The following is a 21783-nucleotide window of genomic DNA, read 5'->3' as shown; positions in this document are numbered from 1 at the left end:
CGAGAAATTTGGCTCTAAAAACACGGAGAGAGACAATGGCCAAGGACAAGACGCTGGAAGACCTGTTCTACGATACGCTGAAGGACATCTATTATGCCGAACGACAGATCGTTCGGGCCTTGCCCAAGATGGCGCGTGCGGCGCAATCACCGGATCTCAAGGCCGGCTTCGAAAAGCATCTGCAGGAAACCGAAGGACATGTGGAACGTCTGCAGCAGGTGTTCGAAATGATCGGCAAACGCGCCCAAGGCAAGACCTGCGAAGCCATTCAAGGAATCATCGCCGAAGGCGAAGAGATCATGGATGAATTCAAGGGAACGCCCGCTCTCGATGCCGGGCTGATTTCCGCGGCCCAGGCCGTCGAGCATTATGAGATTGCCCGCTATGGCACGCTGCGGACCTGGGCGAACACGCTCGGCAAGCCGGAGGTAGTCAAGCTGCTCGACCAGACGCTGCAGGAAGAGGGAAATACCGACAAGATTCTCTCGAAGCTCGCCATGACCGCTGCCAACCAGAAGGCGGCAGCATGATTTCCCGGCAAGGGCGGCGGGGTCTCCCCGCTGCTCTTGCTATGGCGAATACTTGAAGAAATCGATGAAAGCCCTGAGTGCCGGGCGCATCTGGCGACGGCTTGGATAATAGATGTAGGGGCCGGGGTAAGGCGGACACCAGTCTTCGAGCACACGGATCAACTCGCCGTCGGCGAGTTTCTGCTGAACGCGCATATCGAAGAGATAGGCGAGCCCTGCGCCGTTCAGGGCCGCCAGAACCGCAAGTTGATCCTCTCCGACGATCAGCGGCCCTTCGACGGCGACGATTACCTCGCGGCCATCCTTTTCGAATTCCCAGCGATAGATCGCTCCATTGGTGAAACGCCGCTTGATGCAGCGGTGATGCACCAGATCACGCGGATGCATAGGCTTCGGATGTTTCTCGAAATAGGCGGGAGATCCGGCGATCACGGTGCGGATGTCGGGCGATATCTTCACCGCGATCATATCCGCCTCCAGGCTTTCCTCCAGCCTGATGCCGGCATCGAAACCCTGCTTCACGATATCGGTAAAGCCATCCTCGTTGGCAATCTCCAAGGTGATATCGGGATAGCTATTCAGGAAATCGCCGAGGCGTGGGGCAAGTAGCAGGTCGGTCGCAAAACGCGGCGCGGTGATGCGAAGATTGCCGGCCGGACGTCCGCGGGCGGCGAGCGTATCCTCCAACGCAATATCGATCTCCTGCAGCGCCGGCGCCAGGCGCTCCAGCAGCAGCTTGCCCTCCTCCGTCGGCGAGACGCTTCGGGTGGTACGGGCAAGCAGGCGTACGCCGAGGCTTTCCTCGAGGCTCGACACCGCGTGGCTGACGGCGGAGGGTGCGATCGACAATTCCTTGCCGGCGGCGCGAAAGCTTCGATGGGCGGCAACGGCGGCGAGGACCGCCAATTGGGAGAGCTGTGTTCTGTTCATTGATCTAAATAATAGAACAGCCCATTTGAATTTGCATGCATTTTCATTCGCTATCGGCGGACATAATTTCTCTCTCGTCACGCGGCAGGCGCAAATGCCGTCGCGGACCAGAATTAAGCTCAAAGGACACGACTATGAAAACCCGCAAACTCGGCAAGGAACTTTCCGTTTCCGCTGTCGGCCTCGGCTGCATGGGCATGAGCTTCGCCTATGGCGCAACCGATGACGACGAGTCCATCAGAACGCTGCATCGCGCCGTCGATCTCGGCATAACCTTTTTCGATACCGCCGAAACATACGGCCCCTTCACCAATGAGGTGCTGGTCGGCCGTGCGCTGAAGCCCGTCAGAGATCGCGTGGTCATCGCGACGAAGTTCGGCTTCAAGCTCGATCTGGAAAAATCAGGTCCGGCAGCGATGATCGGCGTCGACAGCCGGCCGGAGCATGTGAAAGAGGTGGCCGAAGCCTCGCTGAAACGCCTCGACACTGATGTCATCGATCTCTTCTACCAGCACCGCGTCGATCCGAACGTTCCGATCGAAGATACCGTCGGCGCCATGGCGGAGCTGGTGAGGGAGGGCAAGGTGCGTGCGCTCGGCCTTTCGGAAGCCAGTGCCGCCACGATCCGCCGCGCCCACGCCGTGCATCCGATTGCCGCCGTGCAAAGTGAATATTCGCTGTGGAGCCGCGATCCGGAGGAAGAGGTACTTGCCGCCTGCCGCGAACTCGGCATCGGCTTCGTGCCGTATAGTCCGCTCGGCCGCGGCTTCCTGACGGGAGCGATCCGCAATATGAGCGATCTCGCGGCCGACGATTTCCGCCGCAACGTGCCGCGTTTCCAGGGCGAGAACTTCGACGCCAACGCCGCCCTCGTCGCCAAGCTTGAAGCCCTCGCCAAGGACAGGGGCGTCACGGCGGCACAACTCGCACTCGCCTGGGTGCTGCATCAGGGCGACGACATCGTACCGATCCCGGGCGCCCGCAAGCTGCACCATCTGGAGCAGAATGCCGCCGCCGACATCACGCTCTCGGCCGGCGAACTTCAGGAATTGAGCGACGTCATCCCGCTCGAACTGGTGGCGGGCAAGCGCTATTCGGATGCCTCGCTGGCCATGACGAACCGCTAGGAGCTTCATCAGCCGTTTTCGCGCAGCATCGGCACCGGCACCCCACGCCGGTGTCGATGCTGCGTAACGCATCTATTCGATGACGAGCTGAATGCGATTGCCGGCAGTCATCGTCATCAGGATGAAACAGACGGTCTGTAAAGCTCCGTACGGCAAACAAGGTATGGACCTTTTTTAAAACTAAGCTTTTCATTTTGCTTCGCTTATTCGTGCCAGATGACATTTTCGCACGCGCGGACTATCGTGAACTGGACAGTTTGGGCTTCACCTTGGGACATGCTTCCGAGTGCTGCGGAAATGTAGCTTGGAATAGCAAGGCACGGCATTCAAACAGATCGGTATAGTCGAAATCGCGCGTTTGCATCTCGACGCTCGGTTGACAAATTAGACCGAAGTTTGAAGAGTGCGGCCAATCGAAACGGGCAGCGTTGGGGGGACTTATGTCTAAGCGCGCGTTTATCGGACTTTCCGTTTTTCTTCTCGCCACCTTCGCCGCTCTGACGCCCGCGAGCGCCGCCGATGCCAAGCGGCAAGTGGTCACCACGCAAGATGGCGATTATTTCGGCTTCGATCTGCGCACCGAGCAGAATGTCACGCTGGATCAATGCTCGACGTCCTGCATCGGCGATAAGTCCTGCAAGGCTTTCACCTATAATCCCAAGGTGAAATGGTGTTTCCTGAAGTCCGATTTCAACCAGCTCAACAGCTTCCCCGGCGCTGTTGCCGGCAAGATCGTCGAAACCGCTGCCGCAAATGAGCCGGATATCGGCGCCGCACCCGCGCTTCCCTTCCTTTCCGACATTTTCTTACAGGCCGCGCGCGATGCGAAGAGCAGGCTCATGCTTGCCAATGAGCTGAAGGGACAGGGCGTCGAAAGCCTAACGGCGCTCGGCCGCATCGAGCTGGCCTCCGGCAACATCAACAACGCATTGAACGCCTTTCAGGGCGCGCTGTCGCTTGCGCCTGACAATGGCGCGCTCTGGGTCGAGATGGCGCGGGCCGCCAATACCATAACGAACGACACGACGGTCGCCACCCAGGCGGCTTACGCTGCACTCAACGGCTATCAGCTTTCCCGCACGACGCGGAGCCGGGCCGACGCGCTGGCAGTGCTCGCCACATCACTGCAGAACGCGCAGAATTATCGCCAGGCACTCAGCGCCTATAAGGCAAGCCTTGCCTTGGCCGGCTCCCCGACCGTCCAGGCCGCCTATGAGGATCTCAGAGCCCGCCAGGGCTTCCGTGTCACCGGCAATACGCTGGACAACGACAACGCTTCGCCCCGCGCCTGCCTGCAATTCTCCGAGAAACTGGTGAAGAGCGGCGTCGACTACACGCCCTTTGTCACCGTCAACGGCGCCGCCCCGAAGGGCGTCGATGCCAAGGACAACCAGATCTGCGTCGAAGGCCTTGAATTCGGCCAGCACTACAAGATTTCGCTGCGCCGCGGCCTGCCTTCGTCGGTCGATGAGGACCTTGCCGCGCAGGTGGACATCGAAGTCTACGTCAAGGACCGCACCGCCTCGATCCGCTTCACCGGCGACAATTTCGTGCTGCCATCGACGGCGCGCCGCGGCATTCCCCTGGTTTCGGTCAACACCACCACGGCCAAGCTGAAGCTCTACCGCATCGGCGACCGCAACATCGCGCAACTGCTCAACAATTCGCAGTTCCTGACGCAGATGGACAGCTATAGCGCCCAGACCATTCAGGACACCAGCGGCGAGCTGGTTTGGCAGGGTTCGATCGATATCCAGCAGGACCTCAACAAGGATGTCGTGACGAGCTTCCCGGTCGACGAGGCGCTGCCGAAGCGCAAGCCCGGCGTTTACGTCCTGACCGCAGTCGTACCGAACGTCGGCCAGGAATGGGATCCTCAGGCAACGCAATGGTTCGTCGTCTCCGATATCGGCGTAACGACCTATGCCGGCACGGACGGGTTGAATGTCTTCACCCGCTCGCTCGGCAGCGCCAAGCCGATCGCCGGCGTCGAGCTGCAACTTCTCGCCAAGAACAATGAAATCCTCGGCACCGCGAAGACCGATGCGAACGGCCGCGCTACCTTCAGCGCCGGCCTGATGCGCGGCACGGCGGGCATGACGCCGGCCGTCATCACGGCACAAAACGGCGATCAGGATTACGTCTTCCTCGACATGACCCGCGCCGGTTTCGATCTCTCCGACCGCGGCGTCACCGGCCGCACGGCGCCGGGCGCGATCGATCTCCTCACCTGGACGGAACGCGGCATCTACCGCGCCGGCGAGACGGTGCATGCCTCCGCGCTTGCCCGTGACGTCAGCTCCATGGCGGTGGAGAACGTACCGCTGACCTTCGTTTTCCTGCGCCCCGACGGCGTGGAGGATCGCCGCGTCGTTACCGATGGCGGCAAGCTCGGCGGCTATAATGTCGACCTGCCGCTGCAGCAGACCGCAATGCGCGGCACCTGGACGATGAACATCTATACCGACCCGAAGGGTGCCTCCATCGGCTCGCAGACCTTCCTCGTCGACGATTTCGTGCCGGACCGCATCGAATTCGACATGAAGAGCGACGCCAAGGCGATCGAGGTCGGTCAGCCGACGCCGGTCAATATCGAAGGGCGCTATCTCTACGGTGCGCCGGCCGCGGGCCTTAGCCTCGAAGGCGAAGTGACGCTGAAGCCGACGCGCGAGAGCGCCGACTATAAGGGCTACGAATTCGGCCTCGCCGACGAAGGCGCCGGGCAGGACAACAGCGATAGCGACAGCAGCAGCGACAACAAGGCCGAGAGCTCGCAAATGCCGCTCGAAGACCTGCAGGCGCTGGACGAAGAGGGCAAGACGACCTTCGACGTCACCATCAGCGACACGCCCTCGACCACGCAGCTCCTCAACGCCAACATCACCGTGCGCATGCAGGAGGCCGGCGGCCGCGCCGTCGAGCGTTCGCTGACGCTGCCGGTCAAGGCGGATGGGCCGCGGATCGGCATCAAGCCCGAATTCGACGGTGATCTCGGCGAAAATTCGATCGGCAATTTCCACGTCATAGCGGTCGATCAGAACGGCCAGAAGCAGGCCATGCAGGGCCTGACCTGGAAGCTGCTCGCCGTCGAGCGCGACTACCAATGGTATCGCGACGGCAATAGCTGGAAATACGAGCCTGTCATGTCGACCAAGCAGGTCGCCACTGGCACGGTAAACGCCACGACGGATGGCGCCAGAATCTCGGTGCCGGTCACCTGGGGCCGCTACCGGCTGGAGGTGGAGACCGCCGATGCGAACGGGCCGCAATCCAGCGTCGAATTCGACGCCGGCTGGTATGTCGCTTCCACCTCGACGCAAACGCCGGACGCACTGGAGATCGCACTCGACAAGGACAGCTACCATATCGGCGATACGGCCAAGCTGAAGGTAACCTCCCGTTATGCTGGGCAGTTGATGGTGACGGCCGGCTCCGAAACCCTGATCTCGGTGACCGATGCCGACATCGGCGGCACCGGCGGCGAGGTCGACATTCCTGTCACCGCCGATTGGGGCGCCGGCACCTATGTGACCGCCACCCTCTTCCGTCCTGGAGACGCGCAGGAGAGCCGCATGCCGATGCGCGCGATCGGCATCAAATGGGCGACCGTCGATCCCGGCGAACGCAAGCTGCAGGTCAAGCTCGATGCGCCGCAGAAAACCTTGCCGCGCCAGCCGCTGAATATCGCCATGCAGGTGTCGGGCGCTGGCGCCAACGAGGATGCCTATGTGACGGTCGCCGCCGTCGATGTCGGCATTCTCAACCTGACGCGCTACCAGCCGCCGGCTCCGGACGATTGGTATTACGGCCAGCGCCAGCTCGGCCTTGAAATCCGCGACCTCTACGGCCGCCTGATCGACGGCTCGCTCGGCGCCACCGGGCGGCTGCGCACCGGCGGCGACGGCGGGCAGGCGGCCTTGCAGGCGAGCCCCCCGACTGAAAAGCTGGTCGCCTTCTTCTCCGGTCCGATCAAGCTCGATGCCAGCGGCAAGGCCAATGTCAGCTTCGATATTCCGCAGTTCAACGGCACGGCGCGCCTAATGGCGGTTGCTTGGTCAAAGGCCGGGATCGGTCATGCGACGCAGGATGTCATCATCCGCGACCCGGTCGTCGTCACCGCCAGCCTGCCGAAATTCCTCGCTCCGGGTGATAAGGCCAATCTCCGGCTCGATATCGCCAATACCGACGCACCTGCCGGCGACTACAAGCTGACGGTTACGGGCAATTCGGCGGTGACTGTCGATGCCAGCGCCGCGCAGCAGACGATCAATCTGAAACAAGGCGGCAAATACGACATCACCCTGCCTCTGACCGGCGGACAGCCAGGCGCCGGCACCGTCGCGATCAAATTGTCCGATGCTTCGGGATTATCGCTCGACCAGTCGGTCGACATACCGGTCCGCCCGGCACAATTGCCGGTTACCGAACGGCGGCTGATCACGCTCGCACCCGGCAAGAGCCTGACGGTCAATGCCGACCTGCTGGCCGACAGCGTCCTGCCGGGCGCTTCCGTCAGCGTCAATGTCAGCCGCTCCAGCGCCTTCGATGTGCCCGCTCTTCTGATGAGCCTCAGCCATTATCCCTATGGCTGCGCCGAGCAGACGGCCAGCAGCTCGCTGCCGCTGCTCTATTTCAGCGAGCTGGCGATCAAGAACGGCCTGGCCGACGACGCTGAAATCCATCAGCGTATTCAGGACGCGATCTATCGCGAAATGTCCTATCAGTCGTCGACCGGCAGTTTCGGCCTCTGGGGGCCGGGTTCCGGCGACCTCTGGCTCGACGCCTATGTCACCGACTTCCTGACCCGCGCCCGCGAGCAGAAATATATCGTGCCAGATCAGGCCATGGTGCAGGCGCTGGAGAACCTGCAGAATTCGCTGAGCATCAACACCAACGTCAAGGACCAGGGCAACGAGATCGCCTATGCGCTCTACGTACTTGCCCGCAACAAGAAAGCGTCGGTCAGCGATCTGCGGTACTACGCCGACACCATGCTGAACGACTTCCCGACGCCGCTCTCCAAGGCGCATCTGGCGGCGGCTCTGGCGCTTTATGGGGATGCACAGCGCTCGCGCAACATCTTCGTCGATGCTCTGCAAATGTCGCAAAAGGCGGCAGTGACGAAGGTCAGCTTCGCCCGGTCCGATTACGGTTCGTCGCTGCGCGACGGCGCGGCCGTGCTGGCGCTTGCCGCCGAAAGCCGCCCCGTGCCGCCGATCATTCCGGAACTGGCTGGTGTCGTCGCCAAGGAATGGCAGACCAAGACCTATACCAGCACCCAGGAACAGACCTGGATGCTGCTCGCCGCCCGCGCCCTGCAGAACGGCGATGACGGCCTGACGCTCGATGTCAACGGCGCTGCCCGTAGCGGCGCCTACATGGCCCAGATGAGCGGCGACGCGCTTATGGGCCATCCGCTGACCGTCACCAATACCAGCCGTCAGCCGCTGTCTGCCGCTGTAACCACCGTCGCGGCGCCGGTGACGCCGCTGCCCGCCGGCGGCGACGGCTTCACCATCGAGCGCAAATACTACACGCTCGACGGCGAGGAGGCGAATGTCAGCCAGGCACAGCAGAACGAACGCTATGTCGTCGTGCTGCACGTTACGGAAACCAACGACTGGCCGTCCCGTATTCTCGTCACCGACCTCTTGCCGGCCGGCTTCGAGATCGACAATCCGAGCATCGTCAACAGCGCGCAGCTTTCGAACTTCGACTGGCTGAGCGATGTGCAGCCGGCTCATGTCGAGTTCCGCAACGATCGCTTCGTCGCCGCCTTCGACCAGTCGTCGAGCAGCGACCGCGATCTCAGCTTCGCCTATGTCGTACGCGCTGTTACGCCCGGCACCTACGATCATCCGGCCGCAAGCGTCGAAGACATGTACCGTCCGCAATTCTCGGCGCGCACGGCGATGGGCCCCATGGAGGTGCTGGCAGCACAGCAGTAAAAACGGGCAATGAAGACGCGGTGGAAAATTGCGATCAGTATCGGGGTGAGCGCCCTCTCGGTGGTGGCGCTCGCCTTTGGCCTTGAGGTCGCCGATCGCGCCTTTCAACCGCCGCTCGACAGGGCCGGCATCGTTTCGGCCGAGGTGCTCGACGCCAATGGCGAGCTGCTTCGCGCCTTCGCGACGCCAGAGGGGCGCTGGCGGCTGAAGACCGACGTCGGCGATGTCGATCCGCAATTCCTGCGCATGCTGGTCGCCTATGAAGATCGGCGCTTCTACGACCATCACGGCGTCGATCCGATGGCTCTCGGCCGTGCCTTTCTGCAGCTCGTCAGCCATGGCCGCATCGTCTCCGGTGGCTCGACGCTGTCGATGCAGGTGGCGCGGTTGATTGAGCCGCGCAGCGAGCGGTCGGTGACGGCGAAGCTGCTGCAGATCGTCCGCGCCATCCAGATCGAGCGGCGGCTCAGCAAGGAACAAATTCTCGATCTCTATCTGACGCATGCGCCCTATGGCGGCAATCTGGAGGGTGTGCGTGCCGCAAGCCTCGCCTATTTCGGCAAGGAGCCGCGGCATCTGACGGTCGCGCAGGCGGCCCTATTGGTCGCCCTACCGCAATTGCCGGAAAAGCGCCGGCCCGACCGCAATCTCGCGAGCGCGGAAGCAGCCCGCCGCCGGGTGCTCGACCGCGCCGCCGTTTCGGCTGTGATCGGCGATGGCGAGGCGGAGAGGGCAGCGCTCGTTCCCATCCCGGCCAAGCGGCGGCAATTGCCGGCCTATGCGGCGCATCTTGCAGAAGCCGCGTTGCGCAAGCAGCCCGGCATCATCCAGCATCGCACGACACTGCGCCGGGATATTCAGCAAGGACTGGAAACCGTCGCCGATGAAGCATCGAAGCGGCTGGGACCGAAGGTTTCTGTCGCCATGGTGATGGCGGATGCACATACCGGCGAGATCGTCGGCGAAGTGGGTTCGGCCAATTATTTCGATTCCAGCCGCTCCGGCTGGATCGACATGACCCGCGTTTTGCGCTCGCCCGGCTCGACACTGAAGCCCTTCATCTACGGCCTTGCCTTCGAAGAGGGATATGTCGCCCAGGAAACCATCATCGAAGACCGCCCCGCGGATTTCTACGGCTATCGTCCGCGCAACTTCGACATGACTTATCAGGGCGATGTCAGCGTTCGCGAGGCGCTGCAACTGTCACTCAATGTGCCGGCCGTACGCCTGCTTGACGCGGTCGGGCCGACGCGGCTGCTCGTGCGCTTCCGCCGCGCCGAGGTGAAACCAGTATTGCCGCCCAACGAAGCGCCGGGGCTCGCCATCGGGCTCGGCGGCGTCGGCATCACGCTCAAGGATCTTGTGCAGCTTTATGCCGGGCTGGCCAATCGCGGCAAGCCGATGCGGATCGGCGATGGCATCCAGGATCAGCCCGGACCGATCGAAGGCGAGCCGCTGATGGAGCCTGTGGCGGTCTGGAACATTACCGACATTCTCTCCGACATCATCGCACCGGCCGGCAGCAAGCAGCTCGGCATCGCCTACAAGACCGGCACCAGCTACGGCAACCGCGATGCCTGGTCCGTCGGCTATGACGGCGCGCATGTGCTCGGCGTCTGGGTCGGCCGGCCCGACAATGGCGCGGTGCCGGGATTGGCGGGCTATGTCTCGGCCGCGCCCATCCTGTTCGAAGGTTTTGCCAAGTCCGGCGTCGCGATCGCGCCGTTTCCGCCGGCGCCCATGGGTGCGGTGCGCATTTCGGCCACCGAACTGCCGATCAGCCAGCGGCGTTTTTCAGTGACCGCCGCCGGCTTGCTGTCGACTTCGACCCGCGAGCCGGCGCCGCAGATCGTTTATCCGCCGGAGGGCGCGCGCGTCGACCTCGGCGCGAGCAGCGGTGCCAGCCCGCTCATGCCGCTGTCGCTGAAGTTGCAGGGCGGCCGCGCGCCGTTCCGCTGGCTCGCCAACGGCAAGCCGCTGCCCGACCTCTCCCGTCGCCGCACCAATAAGTGGATTCCGGACGGCGCCGGCTATTCGACGCTGACCGTCATCGATGCCGCGGGCCGGGCCGCCAGCGTGCGGATTTTCGTGGAATAAGACCTGATAAAAACATTGCGATCACGTCGGCGTTTTTGTCCGCTTGAGCGTTTATGCTATATTAACAGGCACTCAAACGAGGAACGGCGAGATGTCGGAAGAGCAAGCAATCCGCGCAGTTGTTCACCTCTATGTCGATGGCATGGCATTTGCGAATGAGCCGGCGCTGCGCAAAGCGCTGCATCCACGGGTCGCGATCATAGGCAATTATCAAGGCGCGGTGGAGTGGATGACGCGCGACGAATTCATCACCGCGATCGTCGAAGAAGGCAGCGCACCGCCCGACACGGTGCCGCTCATGGAAATCGAGCTGATCGATATCGAGGGCGATGCCGCGAGCGTCAAAGTCGTCGACGAATTCGCCGGCATGCGCTTTTCGGACTATCTGTCACTGCTGAAGATCGACGGACGGTGGAGCATCGTCAACAAGGTGTATCATTTGCATCGGTAGCGCTGGCCTCAAGGATACTGTTTCTATGCCGCGCCTGCGATACCCCCCTCTGTCACTCTCGTGACATCTCCCCCACAAGGGGGGAGATTGGTAACTTGTTGCACCCTTTTGCCTCAGCCGGACATCAAGCCTGCTGACGCTGCTGTTGTTATTACAAGGCGAGCGCGGCAAACTCCCCAATAATCTCCCCCCTTGTGGGGGAGATGTCCCGAAAGGGACAGAGGGGGGTGCCGCACCCTCCGCGAACTCTGCAGCAGGCGATTGCAGGTTAACCCCGCAAAACCCCGCCCGTTGTCTTCGTCACATTGGCGACGATCTTCTGCGTCAGCGCTTCGAAATCCTCGTCGGTCAGCGTGCGCTCGGCCGGCTGGATCTGCACTTCGATGGCGATCGACTTCTTGCCATCGCCGAGGGATGCACCCTCGAAAATGTCGAAGACATTGACGCCGGTGATCAGCTTGCGGTCTGCGCCGGTAGCGGCGCGAATGATGGCGCCCGCTTCCACCGTCTTATCGACCACGAAGGCATAGTCGCGCTTGACCGCCTGGAATGGCGAAAGCTCCAGCGCCGGCTTGGTGCGCGTCGTCTTCTTCTTCGGCTCCGGCATGACGTCGACATAGACTTCGAAGCCGGCGAGCGCGCCGGTGACATCGAGCGCTTCCAGCGTCTTCGGATGGAATTCGCCGAAATAGCCGAGCACGACTTTCGGACCCATCTTGATGGTGCCGGAGCGGCCCGGATGATACCAGGCGGGACCACCCTGCTCGATCTGGATGTTGCCCATCGGCAGGCCGCAGGCTTCGATCACGGCCAAGGCGTCGGCTTTGGCATCGAAGACATCGACCGGCTTGCCGCCGCCCTTGGCGGCGTTCGACCACATGCGGCCGGCGCCGGTAAGCGTCGCCGTGCCGCGACGGATACCGCCGGCGACGCGGCGCTGGCCTTCGGGCCTATCGTTTTCATAGGTGCCCGAGACTTCGAAGATCGCAACGTCGCCATAGCCTTTATCGGCATTGCGCTGCGCAGCCGAGAGCAGACCCGGCAAGAGCGAGGGGCGCATGTCGGACATGTCGGCGGCGATGGGGTTTGCGAGTTTCAACGCCGTGGAGCCGCCGCCGAAGAGCTTGGCCTGATCTTCCGGAATGAAGGACCAGGTGACGGCTTCCAGCATGCCGCGGGAGGCAAGCGCACGCTTGGCGGTGCGGGTGCGGATCTGCAGCGTCGTCAGGATCTTGCCGTTGACGGCGTTGTGGCTTGCGAGCGGCGCCGGTTTGATGTTGTCGACGCCATGGATGCGCATGATCTCTTCGACGAGATCGGCCTTGCCATCGACATCTGGCCGCCATGAGGGCACGGCCACCGAAACGCGCTCGCCGGAGCCGGAGACCGAGAAGCCGAGCTTCGTCAGAATCGACCTGCCCTCTTCCATGGAGACGTCGAGACCGGTCAGACGCTTGACCTCGGAGAAGGGGAAATCGACGATCTTGGCGTCATAACCCTTATAGCCTACGACCCTCGCCTTCGCGGCGGTACCGCCGCAGCAGGCGAGCACCAGCTCGGTGGTGCGCTCAAGACCGGGAGCCATATATTCCGGATCGACGCCGCGCTCGAAACGGTAGCGGGCGTCGCTGATGATGCCGAGGCTGCGGCCGGTCTTGGCGATATTCATCGGGTCCCAAAGCGCCGATTCGATCAGTACGTCGACCGTGTTCTCATCACAGCCGGAATGTTCGCCGCCCATGATGCCGCCGATCGACTCGATGCCGTCGTCATCGGCAATCACGACATTGTTCGGGCCAAGCTTGTATTCGCGCTCGTCGAGCGCCAGGACGGTTTCGCCTTCCTTGGCGCGGCGGACGACGAGATTGCCCTTGACCTTGGCGGCGTCGAAGACATGCATCGGCCGGCCCTGGTCGAAGGTCATGTAGTTGGTGATGTCGACCAGCGCGCTGATCGGACGGAGGCCAATGGCGAGCAGCCGCTGCTGCATCCATTTCGGGCTTGGCCCATTCTTGACGCCGCGCACCAGGCGCAGGGCAAAGCCAGGGCAAAGACGCGTATCGTCCAGCTCGATCTTCAGCTCGGTCGGGGTGTCACCATCGACAGGGAAGGTTGGCGTCAGGCGCGGCTTCAGCGTGCCGAGGCCGGAAGCGGCAAGATCGCGGGCGATGCCATAGACGCCGGTGCAATCCGGGCGGTTTGGCGTCAGGTTGATCTCGATCATCGGATCATCGAGGCCGGCATAGGCGGCGAAGCTGGTGCCGACGGGCGCATCTTCCGGCAGATCGATGATGCCGTCATGGCTGTCGGAGATTTCCAGCTCCTTTTCCGAGCACATCATGCCGTGGCTTTCGACGCCGCGGATGTTGCCGACCGTGAGCGTCACATCGATACCGGGAACATAGGTACCGGGCGCTGCGAAGGCGCCGACGAGGCCGGCGCGGGCGTTCGGCGCGCCGCAAACGACCTGGACCGGCTTGCCGGAGCCGTTGTCGACCATCAGCACCTTCAGCCGGTCGGCTTGCGGGTGCTTTTCCGCCGACAGCACCTTGGCGATGACGAAGGGCTTGAACGATGCCTTGTCGTCGACGTCTTCGACCTCCAGCCCGATCATCGTCAGGCGAGCGCAGATCTCATCGAGCGTGGCGTCAGTTTCCAGGTGCTCTTTCAGCCAGGAGAGTGTGAATTTCATGTGCTTTATCCCTTCCTTACACGCTCAAACCGCCGAACAGCGTCGGCATGTCGAGCGGGCGGAAGCCATAGTGGTTCATCCAGCGAACATCGGCGTTGAAGAAGTCGCGCAGGTCGGGCATGCCGTATTTCAGCATGGCGATGCGGTCGAGGCCCATGCCCCAGGCAAAGCCCTGATATTCGTCCGGATCGAGGCCGCCATAGCGCAGCACATTCGGATGCACCATGCCGCAGCCGAGGATTTCCATCCAGTCGGTGCCCTCGCCGAACTTGACGATCGGACCAGAGCGGTCGCACTGGATGTCGACCTCGAAGGATGGTTCCGTGAAGGGGAAGAAGGACGGGCGGAAGCGCATCGTCACATTGTCCACCTCGAAGAAGGTCTTGCAGAACTCTTCCAGCACCCAACGTATATTGGCGACATTCGCCGTCTTGTCGATCACCAGGCCTTCGACCTGGTGGAACATTGGCGAGTGCGTGGCGTCGCTGTCCTGGCGATAGGTCTTGCCGGGAATGATAATGCGGATCGGCGGCTTCTGCGCTTCCATGGTGCGGATCTGCACCGGCGAGGTGTGCGTGCGCAGCACCTTGCGCTCACCCTTTTCATCCGGCTGGAAGAAGAAGGTGTCGTGCATCTCGCGGGCCGGGTGCCCTTCCGGGAAGTTCAGCGCCGTGAAGTTATAATAATCGGTCTCGACATCCGGACCTTCGGCAATCGAGAAACCCATGTCGCCGAAGATGGCGGTGATCTCATCGACAATCTGGCTGATCGGATGGATGCGGCCGCGTTCGGCGGGCGAGGAGCGGACCGGCAGGCTGACGTCCAGCGTCTCCGCCTTCAGCTTGGCCTCGATCGCGGCGTCGCGCAGTTCGCCCTTGCGGGCGTTGATGGCGTCGGTCACCGAATTCTTCAGCGCATTGATCGCCGCGCCCCGCGTCTGCCGCTCTTCCGGCGACATCGAGCCCAGCGTCTTCAACAGTTCTGAAACCGAGCCCTTCTTGCCAAGAGCGGACACCCTGACGGCTTCGATCGCCTGCTCGTCCGTGGCAGCGGCCACGTCGGCCATGAGTTGGGTTTCAAGAGTATCGAGTTCCGTCATCTTGTCCTGCCTTGCGGAGGGCGGGCTCACCGTGCCGCTCATTCCGCAGAATAATTGGTGAACACATACATCAGATAGCTGGTGGCAACGATGAAGCGCTGCAGATCACTACCCATGTGCACGCGGCCAATCAACCGGGCAAATGACAAAAAGCCACTGAGAATGCGGGTCATGTGCCGAAGTTCGGCCACCGCTTCCGGCGGCGCACGCTTCGACCAGGCCACATAGGCCCGATCGCGCCTGCTGCAAACACAAAACCCGCGCCGGTTTTGCCAGCGCGGGTTTGTAATGAATACACGAGATACGTGCGAAGCGGTATTAGCTCACAACAGCTTCGAATTCGTTCTTCGTGCCGGCGTCCTTGAGGTATTCCAGGGCCTTCTTGGAGGCCGCAACGAGCGCGCCGAAAGCTTCCGGCTCATGGATCGCCATGTCGGAGAGAACCTTGCGGTCGACTTCGATGCCAGCCTTGTTCAAGCCGTCGATGAAGCGGCCGTAGGTCAGGCCGAATTCGCGGACGGCAGCGTTGATGCGCTGGATCCAGAGGGCGCGGAAATTGCGCTTGTTGACCTTGCGGTCGCGGTAAGCGTACTGCTTGGAACGGTCGACGGCGGCCTTGGCGGTACGGATGGTGTTCTTGCGGCGACCGTAGAAGCCCTTGGCTGCCTTCAGAACCTTCTTGTGCTTGGCATGGGCGGTAACGCCTCTTTTTACGCGTGCCATTTCATGATCTCCTTAGTCTATAGCGTTACGAATAGTCTTAGAGACCGTTCGGCAAGTAGTTCTTGACAACCTTACGGCCATCCGGTTCGGCGAGAACCATGGTGCCGCGGGCGTCGCGAATGAACTTGTTGGTACGCTTGATCATGCCGTGGCGCTTGCCAGCAGCGGCTGCCTTGACCTTGCCGGACGCGGTGATCTTGAACCGCTTCTTGGCAGAGGACTTCGTCTTCATCTTGGGCATTTTGCTACTCCTTCGATGCTTCCTGGCGCGCTTTGCTAAAAGCCCTTCCCACAGATCCGGCCAAGCCGGGCTGCAACAAGGGTGCCGGAGCGTTTGTTGTTGAACGGCTGAAACGGTGACGAACCGCTCCGCCAGCATTCTGAACTGCCACGGCATGCCCTGCCGGTCAGTTCGGACGCGCGCTTATAACCGCAGTCGCCCGTAAGTGCAACGGGCACGGCGAGGATTATTTTGCAGATCGATGACAGGCATCAACCTGGCGCCATAAAAGGAAAAAGCCGCCCAAGCGGACGGCTCCGGCCTCTATCTCGGCTCGCACCTTACTTCGGCGCAAGCACCATCATCATCTGGCGGCCTTCGAGCTTGGGCTCGGCCTCTACCTTGGCGATTTCGAGCGTATCTTCCTTGACCTGCTGGAGAAGCTTCATGCCGAGTTCCTGGTGGGCCATTTCACGGCCGCGGAACTTCAAGGTCACCTTCACCTTGTCGCCTTCCTCGAAGAAACGGCCGATCGCCTTCATCTTCACCTCGTAGTCGTGGGTGTCGATGTTGGGACGCATCTTGATTTCTTTGACTTCGACGATTTTCTGCTTCTTGCGCGCCTCGGCGGCCTTCTTCTGGTTGGCGTATTTCAGCTTGCCCAGATCGAGGATCTTGCACACAGGCGGTTCAGCATTGGGGGAAATCTCCACGAGATCGAGACCGGCCTCCTCTGCCATTCTCAATGCCTGGTCGGTCGGGACGATGCCCATATTCTGGCCGTCAGCCGTGATGAGCTGAACTTTGGGAATGCGAATTTCCCTGTTGGAACGCGGCCCGTCCTTTACGGGCGCGTCGGCTTTAAAGGGTCTGCGAATGGTCGTACTCTCCACGAATTGTTTCGGATTGCTGCAGCCTCTCGCTCCCGTCGGCGCAACTGACGGAAATGTCGTAAAAGCTGCGGTGAAGTCAATAGCATGATGCCAGGAAAAAATCACCTCCCGCGTACCATTACTATGCCGCGCAGCCGTAAGATGCGCAAACGACACAGTAACATCGCAAAATAGCGCAGCCGCTTCTTCATAAATTGGAAGGATTTTTGCGGTCACGCGTGAGCGAATCTGCTCTATAGAGCGAAAAAATCCGGGAGTTTCCGATGTCCGAAGCACTAGCCAATCTTGAGCCGACCTTTATTTCCGTGGGCAGCGCCGGCGATCAACGGCAGATCGCCGTGCAACTGCGCGCGCCCCGGAAAGGCGCAAAAGGCGCGACGGTTGTCTGGCTCTCCGGCTATCGGTCCGATATGAGCGGCACCAAGGCGCTGGAGCTCGACGCTCTTGCCGAGCGGCTGGGTCTCGCCTGCATCCGTTTCGACTATTCCGGACACGGCCAATCCGCCGGCGTGTTTACAGACGGCACGATTTCGCGCTGGCTGGAAGAGGCGCTCGCCGTCATCGACTACGCCAAGCCGAAGCGCGTCGTGCTCGTCGGCTCGTCAATGGGCGGCTGGATCGCGCTGAGACTCATCCAGGAACTGCGCAAGCGCAAGAAGGCACCAGTCGTCCAAGGTCTTGTGCTGATAGCTCCCGCCCCGGACTTCACCATCGACCTTATCGAGCCGAACCTTTCCGACACCGAACGGAGATCGCTTGCCGAACGCGGTTATTTCGAGGAGCCCTCGGAATATAGTCCCGAACCGAATATCTTCACCCGCGCGCTCATCGAGGATGGCCGCGTCAACCGAGTCCTGACCGGCATCATCGAAACGGGCTGCCCGGTTCATATCCTGCAGGGCATGCAGGACGAGGATGTACCGTTTGCACATTCGTTAAAATTAGTCGAACATTTGCCGGCCGACGATGTCGTGTTAACACTTGTGCGCGACGGCGATCACCGGCTGTCCCGACCGCAGGATATCGAGCGCATAATGACCGCAGCAGAGACGCTGGCGCTCCATAATAATCCATAAAAACATATAGATAGCTGCCGATAAAGCTCGCGGAAGGCTCTTCTGCACGGCAGGTTTCACATGCATTCCGGTAATCATAAGAGGCATTAAATTATGGCAGCTAGCCTTTTAATTGTGCTGAAATTAACCATAAAGGCTGGTTCCCCTGTTAACACTTAAGTAACGATTGACTTGGCGCGCCCCCTTACATTAACAATTTGTTAACAAATGCAGGGACGATACAAGGAAAGTGGGCGTGCGTATAAAGGGCGTATTCGTTGCCTTCGCAGCTATAGTTGCGATGTCGTCGTCGGCCATGCCGGCCCCCCAGAACACCGCATCGATGACCATCGGCGGCGTCACATCGCAACCGATCGGGCACTATGAGTTTTGCGAACGCCATAGCGACGAATGTGGCGCAACGCGCAATACCGGTCCGGTCGATATGAACGCCGCCACCTGGGCGCTGGTCACCCAGATCAACCTGCGCGTCAACAAGACCATCACGCCGGCCACCGACATGGAAGTGTACGGCCAGGAAGAATATTGGGAATATCCGAAGACGGCCGGCGATTGCGAGGATTTCGCGCTCCTGAAGCGCAAACTCCTGATGCAGAAGGGAATTTCCGCCGCCAACCTTCTGATGACGGTCGTGCGCAAACCGGATGGCGAAGGCCATGCCGTGCTGACCTTGCGCACCGAGCAGGGTGATTACATTCTCGACAATCTCGATGACGAGGTGAAGGTCTGGTACAAGACCCCCTATTCCTACCTGAAGCGTCAAGCGAGCTATAATGCCGGCCGCTGGGTCACCATCGAAAACGGCAACGACGTCCTCGTCGGCGCAGTCAAGTAAACACCCACGACCAGATCCATATAAAAGGCCGGCAGGTTTGCCGGCCTTTTTCTATCCGAAAATTCTAAGAACGGTCCTTGCCGTTTAGGCATGGACAAATCGATCGTACCACTCGTTAGTGGTTTTTATGGCTCTGCTGACCAGCCTTGACGTGCTGCTCATGGGTGCCGCCGCGCGTACCGCCCGAGTGCTCCTGGCGCGAGCCGGAAGACGACGCATCGCGAGTCTTGTCATCCGTGTTCTTGTGGCTCTGCTGGCCGGCCTTAACGTGCTGTTCGTGGGTTCCACCTTGGTTTGCCATTGGATTATCTCCTTAGGTTTGCAGACGAGGCCAAGAGCGGCCTCGCAGTGGTAACCAGTCGCATCCAGGAGCGTTCCGAATTTTAACATTTCGTGATGATGGGCCATCCTCGTCCTGAAGACGGGGATAGGACACCGCCTATGCCGCACCTGCCAGCCCTTCGCTTGGGCTCAGGGCGTTCAATGCTCGAAACGATTCACTGGATCGTTTCGTCGGCTTCGCCTAGCGCATCTCACCCATTTCCGATCAATATGCCCGCGGCAAGCACCAGCGAGCCGCCGACGACGACCTGGAAGGCGGCGCGGAGAAACGGTGTCTCCATATATTTGTTCTGAATGAAGGCGATTGCCCAAAGCTCGAAGAAGACCACGATGGCGGCGGTGATGGTGGCCGTCCAGAAATCGGGAATGAGATAGGGGAGCGCGTGACCCAATCCGCCGAGCGCCGTCATGACACCGCAGGCAAGACCGCGCTTGATCGGCGAGCCGCGGCCGGAAATCTTGCCGTCATCATGGGCAGCTTCCGTGAAGCCCATGGAAATGCCGGCGCCGACGGAAGCCGATAGGCCGACGAGGAAGGTCTGCCATGTCTGCTGAGTCGCAAAAGCGGCTGCGAAGATCGGCGCAAGCGTCGAAACGGAGCCGTCCATCAGGCCGGCAAGACCCGGCTGCACATAGGTCAGCACGAATTTGCGGCGGGCATTGGCGTCCTCTTCTTCCTTCACGGATTGCGGCGTGTGCTTGTCGCCAAGCATGCGGGCGATGTCTTCATGCCCTTGTTCCGCCAATGCCAGATCGCCGAGAAGCTGCCGCGTCGAGGCATCGGAAACCCGCTTGCCCGCTTCGACATAAAAATTATAGGCCTGCTGCTCCATGCCCTCGGCTTCAGCACGGATAGCTTCCAGCGACAGGTTCTTGCGCAGCCAATCCGGCTTGCGTTCATAAAAACCGCTGACATGTTCGCGCCGGATCAGCGGGATGCGCTCGCCGAAACGCTTGCGGTGCATGTCGATCAGCGTCCTGCGATGCAAGTCTTCGACTTCGGCCATGTCCTCGAAGACCTTGGCGGAATCGGGATAATTGGCTCTCAGAATATCGGCATAGGCGAGATAGATGCGCGCATCGTCCTCTTCCGAGGCGATAGCAATGGCGAGAATTTCCTGTTCGGTCAAAGAGGCAAAGGAACGTTTGGGCGAGCGGAAAAACCCGAGCAACATTTAGAATCTCCATTTTTAGAATTATTCTAAGCTAGAGTGGACAATCACGCGGGTCAAGGGCAAGAGCCCGGATAATGTTCAGGGATCATGTCGGGCGGCGGCGATCGGTCTGGCGGCATGGCGGGCGTCCTGGTGGACAGCGAGCGGGACCCTACACAATGGGCATGGACGTCGCGTGACGAAGCGCCGAATTCCGTCTTTTTGGAATGGATACGCGCGTCTCCAGCCTTCTGTTTTGCGATGTTTTCCTAAAGTATTTGCCGGTCGTCTCAGCGAGATTTTCTGAGCGTATCAATTTCATTCCCGGCCTCACAAATATGCGCTCCAGCGATTGCCCTTCATTCGCGTCTACGTATCTTGCGCGACGTAAGTGATTGATCTCTCACCATGAAAGCAGGGTTGAACGGCAAAGGCCGTTAGAGGAAAGGCATGAATTACAAACCGACATCAGCGGGCAAAGCCACGCTTCCGACCTGCTATATCGCCGCACCGCGCTATCCTTGCGCGCGCTATTTCAAAAGGATGAAATCGTGAGCGTTCTTTCCTATGCCAGCAACGAGGATCATGTCCTCAAACGCATGGCCATCCGAGGCATAGAGAGTGCACTTGGCCGCCACGCAGTAGAGAAAGTCTATGAGCGTTGGCGTGTCGATGTTCACGGTGTTTCTCAACATCCGTTCGGTCGCCTACTGGAAATGTGTGGAATTGACCTCCGCATGAGCGGCGAGTGGCCGCTGCAGGAAATCCCCGAGGGTCCGATCCTTATGGTGGCAAACCACCCATTCGGTGTAGCCGACGGCATGGCACTGGGCGCCATTGCCGAACATTTCGGCCGACCTTACCGGGTGATCGTCAACGAACGCATGATGAAGGTGCCGGAATTCCGGCCCTATATCTTGCCGATCTCCTTCGACGAGACGCCCGAAGCGATGGAGATCAATATTTCCACCCGCAACGAGGCGATCAAGCTGCTGCGTGATGGCGTCACGATCGGCATCTTCCCATCCGGCGGCGTGGCGACTGCGCCACGCGGTTTCGGGCCGATCGAGGAACTGCCGTGGAAGATGTTCCTGCCAAAACTTATCCAGATGAGCAGGGCCAATGTTCTGCCCATTTTCATCGAGGGGCAGAACAGCCTGCTTTTCCAGATGGTGAGCCGCGTGTCGCCAACGGTGCGTATAGCGCTTCTATTCAACGAATTTCACCGCCTGTCAAAGCAATCAATTTCCGCAAGCGTGGGTCGGCTCATGCCTTATGGCGAACTTGCAGCCATCCGCGACCGCAAGGCGCTGATGGATCATATCCAGCAAAAGGTCATTGCAATGCAGCCTTATGACCGGCGGCGCCTGTCACCAGCGGCGATCAGGGTCAGGCAGCAACATTGGCTCTGGCGCGAGGGCGGCATTAGCCGCAAGTCTCCGGCCTGGGTTTATTGAGGGCGGCCGCTATTTCCACGGCGGTCGCGCAATTGGTCGCGGAGACACCCACGCCTTTGATGGGTGCGGTTATGTGCCAAGCCAATCGACGCGGCTTTGACAGATTGCCGCAATGGCGGCATGACGGCTTGGTTACGTCGCGAAAAGGCATACATAGGGGCGACAAACGCCCGCTCTTGCAGAAGATGCTGCGCGCGGCGGCAGGAGCA

Annotated in this window: 17 protein-coding genes; 8 read left to right on the top strand and 9 right to left on the bottom strand. The window is 60.8% G+C overall.

All coding sequences use genetic code 11. The annotated features are described in order from the left end of the window. Positions 1-35: 35 nt before the first annotated feature. Positions 36-530: a YciE/YciF ferroxidase family protein gene (locus QDY28_RS07370; protein ID WP_028750893.1), complete on the top strand. Its 495-nt coding sequence runs from the start codon at positions 36-38 to the stop codon at positions 528-530. 39 nt (positions 531-569) lie between these two features. Here the strand turns inward: QDY28_RS07370 and QDY28_RS07365 are convergent, their stop codons facing one another. Further along, the gene (locus QDY28_RS07365; RefSeq protein ID WP_331381042.1) at positions 570-1460 is read right to left on the bottom strand and encodes a LysR family transcriptional regulator; all 891 of its coding nucleotides are present in this window, start codon (positions 1458-1460) and stop codon (positions 570-572) included. Between the two features lie 134 nt (positions 1461-1594). Here QDY28_RS07365 and QDY28_RS07360 point away from each other — a divergent pair, with 134 nt between their 5' ends. The 4 genes from QDY28_RS07360 to QDY28_RS07345 all read left to right on the top strand — a co-directional run bounded on the left by QDY28_RS07360 (position 1595) and on the right by QDY28_RS07345 (position 11083). Beyond that, positions 1595-2587, top strand: a complete 993-nt coding sequence (locus QDY28_RS07360; protein WP_331381041.1) for an aldo/keto reductase — start codon at positions 1595-1597, stop codon at positions 2585-2587. Positions 2588-3027: 440 nt separating this feature from the next. Beyond that, the gene (locus QDY28_RS07355) at positions 3028-8535 is read left to right on the top strand and encodes an alpha-2-macroglobulin family protein (protein WP_331381039.1); all 5508 of its coding nucleotides are present in this window, start codon (positions 3028-3030) and stop codon (positions 8533-8535) included. A gap of 9 nt (positions 8536-8544) precedes the next feature. Next, positions 8545-10632, top strand: coding sequence for a penicillin-binding protein 1C (gene pbpC, locus QDY28_RS07350; RefSeq protein WP_331381038.1), 2088 nt, complete (start codon positions 8545-8547; stop codon positions 10630-10632). Between the two features lie 91 nt (positions 10633-10723). Beyond that, on the top strand, positions 10724-11083 hold the full coding sequence (locus tag QDY28_RS07345; protein WP_331381037.1) for a nuclear transport factor 2 family protein: 360 nt from the start codon (positions 10724-10726) through the stop codon (positions 11081-11083). A 268-nt stretch (positions 11084-11351) separates the two neighbouring features. On the opposite strand, the gene pheT is transcribed toward QDY28_RS07345, so the two are convergent. From pheT to infC, 6 genes are all read right to left on the bottom strand, one after another. Beyond that, positions 11352-13775 carry a phenylalanine--tRNA ligase subunit beta gene (gene pheT / locus QDY28_RS07340; RefSeq protein WP_331381036.1) on the bottom strand — a complete coding sequence of 808 codons (2424 nt, stop codon included), beginning with the start codon at positions 13773-13775 and terminating at the stop codon, positions 11352-11354. Between the two features lie 16 nt (positions 13776-13791). Further along, positions 13792-14874 (bottom strand): phenylalanine--tRNA ligase subunit alpha, encoded by a 1083-nt coding sequence (pheS, locus tag QDY28_RS07335; protein ID WP_331381035.1) that lies wholly within the window; start codon positions 14872-14874, stop codon positions 13792-13794. Between the two features lie 38 nt (positions 14875-14912). After that, positions 14913-15098: a hypothetical protein gene (locus tag QDY28_RS07330; protein WP_331381034.1), complete on the bottom strand. Its 186-nt coding sequence runs from the start codon at positions 15096-15098 to the stop codon at positions 14913-14915. 94 nt (positions 15099-15192) lie between these two features. Then, on the bottom strand, positions 15193-15597 hold the full coding sequence (gene rplT / locus QDY28_RS07325) for a 50S ribosomal protein L20 (RefSeq protein ID WP_331381033.1): 405 nt from the start codon (positions 15595-15597) through the stop codon (positions 15193-15195). A gap of 37 nt (positions 15598-15634) precedes the next feature. Further along, positions 15635-15838, bottom strand: coding sequence for a 50S ribosomal protein L35 (rpmI, locus tag QDY28_RS07320; RefSeq protein ID WP_028750884.1), 204 nt, complete (start codon positions 15836-15838; stop codon positions 15635-15637). 320 nt (positions 15839-16158) lie between these two features. Beyond that, a complete protein-coding gene (gene infC, locus QDY28_RS07315; RefSeq protein WP_181315998.1) occupies positions 16159-16695 on the bottom strand; it encodes a translation initiation factor IF-3 in 537 nt (178 codons plus the stop codon). Positions 16696-16973: 278 nt separating this feature from the next. Between infC and QDY28_RS07310 the strand changes: the two genes are divergently transcribed. Both QDY28_RS07310 and QDY28_RS07305 read left to right on the top strand, forming a co-directional pair. Then, complete coding sequence (locus QDY28_RS07310) at positions 16974-17786, top strand: alpha/beta hydrolase (RefSeq protein ID WP_331381032.1); 813 nt, start codon at positions 16974-16976, stop codon at positions 17784-17786. Positions 17787-18021: 235 nt separating this feature from the next. Beyond that, positions 18022-18621: a transglutaminase-like cysteine peptidase gene (locus QDY28_RS07305; protein WP_331381031.1), complete on the top strand. Its 600-nt coding sequence runs from the start codon at positions 18022-18024 to the stop codon at positions 18619-18621. Positions 18622-18736: 115 nt separating this feature from the next. Here QDY28_RS07305 and QDY28_RS07300 read toward each other — a convergent pair whose 3' ends face one another. Continuing rightward, the gene (locus tag QDY28_RS07300; protein WP_331381030.1) at positions 18737-18922 is read right to left on the bottom strand and encodes a hypothetical protein; all 186 of its coding nucleotides are present in this window, start codon (positions 18920-18922) and stop codon (positions 18737-18739) included. Between the two features lie 232 nt (positions 18923-19154). Next, positions 19155-20138: an iron exporter MbfA gene (gene mbfA / locus QDY28_RS07295; RefSeq protein WP_331381029.1), complete on the bottom strand. Its 984-nt coding sequence runs from the start codon at positions 20136-20138 to the stop codon at positions 19155-19157. A gap of 530 nt (positions 20139-20668) precedes the next feature. On the opposite strand from mbfA, the gene QDY28_RS07290 reads away from it, so the two are divergent. Continuing rightward, the gene (locus QDY28_RS07290; protein ID WP_331381028.1) at positions 20669-21574 is read left to right on the top strand and encodes a lysophospholipid acyltransferase family protein; all 906 of its coding nucleotides are present in this window, start codon (positions 20669-20671) and stop codon (positions 21572-21574) included. The last annotated feature ends 209 nt before the right edge of the window (positions 21575-21783 follow it).

Source organism: Rhizobium sp. BR 362 (assembly GCF_036528765.1).
Lineage (GTDB): Bacteria > Pseudomonadota > Alphaproteobacteria > Rhizobiales > Rhizobiaceae > Rhizobium.
The sequence above is the reverse complement of the archived record's forward strand: the minus strand, read 5'-3'. Positions and strand labels throughout refer to the sequence as shown.